Source organism: Myxococcus xanthus (genome assembly GCF_013116825.1).
Lineage (GTDB): Bacteria > Myxococcota > Myxococcia > Myxococcales > Myxococcaceae > Myxococcus > Myxococcus xanthus_B.
Window position 1 is genome coordinate 1 of the sequence record NZ_JABFNS010000242.1, and the last position, 5,757, is coordinate 5,757.

At 68.5% G+C, this 5,757-nt stretch carries 8 protein-coding genes and 1 pseudogene; 8 read left to right on the plus strand and 1 reads right to left on the minus strand.

The features are described 5' to 3' along the window. The first annotated feature begins 62 nt into the window (after nt 1-62). The 6 genes from HNV26_RS36565 to ychF all read left to right on the plus strand — a co-directional run bounded on the left by HNV26_RS36565 (nt 63) and on the right by ychF (nt 3,962). Nucleotides 63-329, plus strand: a complete 267-nt coding sequence (locus HNV26_RS36565; RefSeq protein ID WP_171445484.1) for an AtpZ/AtpI family protein — start codon at nt 63-65, stop codon at nt 327-329. Next, nucleotides 326-736, plus strand: coding sequence for a hypothetical protein (locus tag HNV26_RS36570; protein ID WP_171445485.1), 411 nt, complete (start codon nt 326-328; stop codon nt 734-736). Before HNV26_RS36565 ends, HNV26_RS36570 begins: the two co-directional genes overlap by 4 nt. Next, nucleotides 736-1,740: a F0F1 ATP synthase subunit A gene (gene atpB / locus HNV26_RS36575; RefSeq protein ID WP_171445486.1), complete on the plus strand. Its 1,005-nt coding sequence runs from the start codon at nt 736-738 to the stop codon at nt 1,738-1,740. Before HNV26_RS36570 ends, atpB begins: the two co-directional genes overlap by 1 nt. A 144-nt stretch (nt 1,741-1,884) precedes the next feature. Further along, on the plus strand, nt 1,885-2,115 hold the full coding sequence (locus HNV26_RS36580; protein WP_171445487.1) for an ATP synthase F0 subunit C: 231 nt from the start codon (nt 1,885-1,887) through the stop codon (nt 2,113-2,115). Between the two features lie 131 nt (nt 2,116-2,246). After that, nucleotides 2,247-2,801 (plus strand): F0F1 ATP synthase subunit B, encoded by a 555-nt coding sequence (atpF, locus tag HNV26_RS36585; RefSeq protein WP_171445488.1) that lies wholly within the window; start codon nt 2,247-2,249, stop codon nt 2,799-2,801. 51 nt (nt 2,802-2,852) lie between these two features. Continuing rightward, nucleotides 2,853-3,962, plus strand: a complete 1,110-nt coding sequence (gene ychF, locus HNV26_RS36590) for a redox-regulated ATPase YchF (RefSeq protein WP_090487067.1) — start codon at nt 2,853-2,855, stop codon at nt 3,960-3,962. A gap of 84 nt (nt 3,963-4,046) precedes the next feature. Here the strand turns inward: ychF and HNV26_RS36595 are convergent, their stop codons facing one another. Next, on the minus strand, nt 4,047-4,343 hold the full coding sequence (locus tag HNV26_RS36595; protein WP_090486717.1) for a hypothetical protein: 297 nt from the start codon (nt 4,341-4,343) through the stop codon (nt 4,047-4,049). Nucleotides 4,344-4,521: 178 nt separating this feature from the next. Between HNV26_RS36595 and HNV26_RS36600 the strand changes: the two genes are divergently transcribed. Both HNV26_RS36600 and HNV26_RS36605 read left to right on the plus strand, forming a co-directional pair. Next, nucleotides 4,522-5,019 (plus strand): hypothetical protein, encoded by a 498-nt coding sequence (locus HNV26_RS36600; protein WP_171445489.1) that lies wholly within the window; start codon nt 4,522-4,524, stop codon nt 5,017-5,019. Nucleotides 5,020-5,076: 57 nt separating this feature from the next. Next, nucleotides 5,077-5,757: pseudogene (locus HNV26_RS36605) on the plus strand (adventurous gliding motility protein AgmC); the annotation flags it as partial.

The following is a 5,757-nucleotide window of genomic DNA, read 5'->3' on the forward strand; positions in this document are numbered from 1 at the left end:
GAGGGGGTGGGGCGACGGGGTTGGAAAAGCGAGGTTTTCCCGGGGTTTGGGGAGGCGCCCGAATGGAAGTGAAGGAGCCCCGGAAACCGGGCGATTCGGACGACAGCGAGTTGGGGGAGACGGCCCGGCAGATGCGGGCGGCGCAACCCTACATCTCGGCGGTGTGGAAGCTGGTGGGCGGAGCGGTGGTGGGCGTGCTGGGCGGCTACTGGCTGGACGGGTGGTTGGGGACGGGCCCCTGGCTGATGGTGGTGCTGAGCCTGGTGGGTATCTGCGTGGGCTTCTATGGGTTCCTCCATGAGATAGCCCGACTGGGGAAGCGGAAGTGACGGCGCGGAGCAGCGGTGGCAGGGAGGACTCGTTCAAGAGTCATGCGGCGCTGGCGGGTGGCGTGGCGGTGGTGGGCCTGGCGCTGGCGGCGTTGATGCCGCGGATGGTGGAGAACCGGGTTTCGGCGTTGTGGGGTGTGGGGCTGGCGACGGTGACGGGCGCGGTGGCGCTGGTGCTGAAGTGGCGGGCGGTGCGGCAGGACCTCAACGCCGCGCTGAAGGTGGTTGGAATCGTCTTTGGCCTTCGGGCCGTGGGCGTGCTGGCGGGGCTGTGGGGCGTGGTGTCGCGGGGAATGGCGGCGGTCCCATTCATCGCCGGCTTCTTCGGCGTCTACTTCGTGCTGCAGTGGATTGAAGTGAGCTACGTGATGGCCGCGTCGAAGGAATCGGCGGGCGGAGACGAGTGATGCGCAAGGCAATGGTGCTGTTCGCCAGTCTGTTTGCAGCCACGGCGTGGGCCGCGGGGTCCGAAGACGACGTGCCGGGGTACATCCTCCACCACGTCGTGGACTCGCCCTACCTCGAGTTCGAGGTTCCGCTCAGCACCCCCATCAAGGCGCTGGATTTTCCGAAGTGGCACGTCCCGCTGAAGGCCAACGGGTGCGCGCCCCGGATGACGGAGCACGGCGAGGAGATTCCGGGCTTCACGGAAGGCTGCCTGGACCTGTCCCTCTCGAAGCACGCCGTGATGATGTGGCTGGCGGCGCTGCTGCTGATTGCCACCCTGTTGATTTGGGGCAACCGCGACAAGACGAAGCTGGTGCCGCGCGGCGCGGGCGCCAACATCATCGAGATGCTGGTGCTGTTCGTGCGTGACGAACTGGCCATCAAGAACATCGGCAAGGAGGAGGGCCCCCGCTATGTGCCCTTCCTGCTCACCGCGTTCTTCTTCATTCTCTTCATGAACATGCTGGGCCTGGTGCCCGGGATGGCGACCGCCACCGGCAACCTGGCCGTCACCGCGGCGCTGTCGATCTGCACCTTCGTCATCACCCAGGTGGCGGGCATCCGCGCGGTGGGGCTGGGTGGCTACCTGAAGCACCTGACGGGTGGCGTGGCGCCGTGGCTGTGGCCCATCATGGTTCCCGTGGAGTTCCTGGGCCTGTTCACCAAGCCCTTCGCCCTGACGATGCGTCTGTTCGCCAACATGCTGGCGGGCCACATCGTCCTCTTCTTCCTCCTGGGCCTCATCTTCATCCTCGGCCACCCCGCGGTGGCGGCGGTGAGCGTGCCCTTCGCCTTCGCCATCTACCTGCTTGAGCTGTTCGTGGCCTTCGTGCAGGCGTATGTCTTCACGATGCTGTCCGCGCTGTTCATCGGCATGGGCGTGGCCATGGCTCATCACCATGACGACCACGGCCACGCCGAGGCGGGCCCCAGCCACGACCACGGCAAGGCGCACCACGTCTAGGCCGTTCTGACGAGTTAGCGGGGCGCTGAAGTCCAGCGCCCCGGTCGAAGACCCGGCGGTTCGAAAGGCCGCCGGAGGTAGTCCTCAAGGGACATCACGACCCCCCCACAAGCGGGTCCACGCTACGAAAGAACAAGTGTCACCATGACCAACCTCGCTCTTGCCTTCCTCGCCGCCGGTCTGGGTGCCGGTCTCTCCGTCATCGGTGCCGCGCTCGGCATCGGTAAGCTGGCCGCCGCCGCCATGGACGCCACGGGCCGTCAGCCGGCCGCGGGCGGCGACATCCGCACCACGATGATCATCGCGGCGGCCCTCATCGAAGGCGCCACGCTGTTCGCGCTGGTCGTTTGCATCCTGCTCGCCACCAGGGCTTAAGGCGCGCGCAGGTCGAGTCGTCGCTGGTGGCTCGCCGGTGCCCGTAGGGAATTCCTCCTCGGGCGCCGGCCGCTCCTGCCGCGGAAACCGAAGTCTTCGCAGCATCCCTCCCTCTCGCTGGACATCCCGCCATGTTCCTGCCCTCCGTCCTCGCCGCCAGTAACCTCGTGAAGGTCCAGCCGGGCCTCATCTTCTGGACGCTCGTCACCTTCATCCTCGTCGCCATCTTCCTGAAGATGAAGGCGTGGGGCCCCATCCTCTCGCTGGTCGAGGAGCGCGAGAAGCAGATCTCCAGCTCCATCGAGAGCGCCAAGCGTGAGCGCGCCGAGGCGGAGAAGCTGCTGGCCGACCAGAAGACGGCCATCGCCGAGGCCCGTCGCGAGGCCGCGGAGATGATGCGCCGCAACACGCAGGAGATGGAGAAGTTCCGCGAGGAGCTCATGGCCAAGAGCCGCAAGGAGGCCGAGGAGCTCAAGCTGAGCGCGCGTCGCGAGATTGACGAGCAGAAGGCGAAGGCCATCGCCGAGGTCCGCTCCATGGCGGTCGACCTGGCCATGGAAGTCGCCGGCAAGCTCATCAGCGAGCGCATGGACGACAGCAAGCAACGCGCGTTGGCCGAGCAGTTCGTCCAGGGGCTGCCGCTGACCGGCACCAGCGCCTCCGGCTCCGTGCGCCGCACCGCCTAATCCCCTTTTGGGGAAGCGCGCCCCCCGGCGCGCGTGTTCCAGGGAATCACCATGGGTCTATCCATCGGAATCGTCGGGCTGCCCAACGTCGGCAAGTCCACCCTGTTCAACGCGCTGTCGGCCGCGGGCGCGCAGGCGGCCAACTATCCCTTCTGCACCATCGAGCCCAACGTGGGCGTGGTGCCCGTGCCGGATGACCGCCTGGACCAGCTGTCCGCGCTCATCAAGCCGCTGAAGAAGGTGCCCACCTCGCTGGAGTTCGTGGACATCGCCGGCTTGGTGCGCGGCGCCTCCAAGGGCGAAGGCCTGGGCAACCAGTTCCTGGGCAACATCCGCCAGGTCAACGCCGTGCTCCACGTGCTGCGCTGCTTCGAGGACGACAACGTCACCCACGTCGAGGGCGGGGTGAATCCGGTGCGGGACCGGGACGTGGTCGACACGGAGCTGTGCCTCAAGGACCTGGAGACGGTGGAGAAGCGCCGCGAGCGCACCTTGAAGAACACGAAGGTGGGCGGCAAGGCCGGCGAGGAGGCCAAGGCCGAGGTGGCGTTGCTGGACCGCATCAAGGCGGGCCTGGACAACGGCATCACCGTGCGCGCCCAGAAGCTCACCGAGGAGGAGAGCGCCGTCATCCATGACCTGTTCCTGCTCACCGACAAGCCCGTGCTGTACGTGGCGAACATCGGCGAGGCGGAGCTGGGCAAGGAGGACGCGAACCCCCACGTGAAGGCCGTTCGGGAGATGGCCGCGAAGGAGGGCTTCGAGGTGGTGGTGCTCGCCGCCGCGCTGGAGTCCGAAATCCAGCAGCTTCCGGAGTCGGAGCGTCCGGGCTTCCTGGAGAGCGCGGGCCTGTCCGAGCCGGGTCTGCACAAGGTGGTGCGCGCCGGCTACAAGCTGCTGGGCCTGTGGACGTACTTCACCGTGGGCGAGCAGGAGTGCCGCGCGTGGACCATCCACCAGGGCTACAAGGCCCCGCAGGCGGCCGGCGTCATCCACTCCGACTTCGAGCGCGGCTTCATCAAGGCCGAGGTGATGCGCTGGGAGGACCTGGTGAAGCTGGGCAGCGAGTCCGCCGTGAAGGAGAAGGGCCTGCTGCGCGTGGAAGGCAAGGAGTACGTCGTCCAGGACGGCGACTGCATGCACTTCCGCTTCAACGTGTAGCGGTCAGCACACGGCAGTCATCGCGGGCGCTGTGCTTCCGGACGGTTCAGTCTGGAGGCGGCGCCCGCGAGCCGTTTCTGGGGCTCAGAAACCGCGCGGGCCTTGCAGCACGGTGTAGACCCAGATGCCCACGGCGATGAGCGCCAGCACGGTGGTGAGGGTCGCCGTGCGCCGCATGCGTGGGCGTTCCTCCACCGGGTGGCGCGAGGCGAAGAGCCACATGCCGCCCACCCGCAGGACGAGGAACATGAGGAGCAGGAGCGGGCCGACCACCTGCCAGCCCGAGGGGCGCATCAGCACCACACCCCAGGAGGCGAGGAAGGCGACGTTGCCGAGCAGGGAGGCGATGGCGAAACGGGGATATACGCGTCGAGTGTCCACGGCGCGGGAGTTTCCCCTCGCGCGTGCGTGGCTCCAACGACGGACTTCATTGGGTGCGCGGCAGGCGACAGTGGCTGTTGGCGCAGTCCCGCGTCACGCCGTGCCTGGACGCTTCGCTTCCATGTCGCCGCGGAGGTGGACTCCTGGAGCGGCGAGGAGCGATAGGCTGTGGGCCGAGATGGCCCCATTGCTCGACGTGCTCGCCCGGGAGCGACTCCTCAAGGACCGCGATGCCGCCGCGGCGCTGCTGCCGCGTGGCGAGCCTCCCCATGTGTCCCTGCTGCGCCTGTGTGACGCGGGCCTGCTCGAAGGCGGCTTGTCCGTGGGGTACGGCGTGCGCGCCGACGAACTGGTGGGGCCGCTCACCACCGCCATGGGCGGCGCGGCCCGCCGCTTCAAGGTGGTGGACGTGCGTGAGCGCCCCGTGCTGGAGCTCCACGTCATGACTGGCGACGTGACGGAGCGCTGGGAGGTGGAGGACCTGTCCGCGCTGGTGCACAACCTCAACAGCCTCTACCGCGATGCGCCGGACGTGCGCGCGGTGGCGGAGCTGGGCGAGTGGGAGGATGCGCTCCAGCTGTGGTGCGTGGACAAGCGCGCCCTGCCGAGGCTCTCGCGCCAGCCCTTCTTCGCACCGCGCAACGCCCGGGCGCTGATGAACCCCTCGGGCGAGTGAGCCTCCAGGGGACCCGCACTCGCGGTAGACCCGGCTTCTGAGGCAGCATGAGGGGGCATGCGCTTCGTCCTGTCCTGCCTGCTCGTGTTGCTCCCGGCGTCCCCCGCGCTGGCGGAGCTGGATTCCTTCGGCCTGGGCTCGGGCCGTTATGGCGCGCTGTCCGTCACGACGGTGGGGCGCGTCCTCAACGCCGCCACGCCGCTGACGGAGCTCGTGGTGGCCGGAGCCCACGACGCTCCGGTGCAGCGCGTTTCGGGCTTCACCGCCGGCACGCTGGTGCTCCTCCACCAGAGCGGAGGGGCGCAGGAGGCCGTGGTCTCCACGGATGGCGGCACCCTGGAGCTTCGGCGGATGGGCCACTGGGAGCTGGCGCGCGTGGAAGCGGTATCGGAATCGCCGCCCGGGCTGCGCTTCTCGGAGCCCCTGGTGCATGCCTATACCGCGCCGGGCGCGCAGGTGGTCTCCGTGCCCGAGTACACGAACGTCCTCGTGTCCGCGGGTGCCTCGCTCGTGGCCCGTCCATGGGATGGGCGCAGCGGCGGCATCCTGGCCTTCCTCGCCACGGGCAGCGTGACGAACCAGGGCCTCATCAGCGCGGAAGGCATGGGCTTCCGGGGCGGGTTCTTCGTCAATCACGCGAACCTCCTCGGCTGCACCGACCTGGACATCTCTCCCGAGGCAGGGGGGGCCTACAAAGGGGAGGGCCTGCGGGTGGACCGCTTCGGCACGGCCTCGGGG

Excerpts from the sequence above, each read along its gene's own strand:
- HNV26_RS36580 (WP_171445487.1), top strand. The coding sequence starts at position 1,885 with ATGACCAACCTCGCTCTTGCCTTCCTCGCCGCCGGTCTGGGTGCCGGT.
- atpB (WP_171445486.1), top strand. The coding sequence starts at position 736 with ATGCGCAAGGCAATGGTGCTGTTCGCCAGTCTGTTTGCAGCCACGGCG.
- ychF (WP_090487067.1), top strand. The coding sequence starts at position 2,853 with ATGGGTCTATCCATCGGAATCGTCGGGCTGCCCAACGTCGGCAAGTCC.
- atpF (WP_171445488.1), top strand. The coding sequence starts at position 2,247 with ATGTTCCTGCCCTCCGTCCTCGCCGCCAGTAACCTCGTGAAGGTCCAG.
- HNV26_RS36600 (WP_171445489.1), top strand. The coding sequence starts at position 4,522 with ATGGCCCCATTGCTCGACGTGCTCGCCCGGGAGCGACTCCTCAAGGAC.
- HNV26_RS36565 (WP_171445484.1), top strand. The coding sequence starts at position 63 with ATGGAAGTGAAGGAGCCCCGGAAACCGGGCGATTCGGACGACAGCGAG.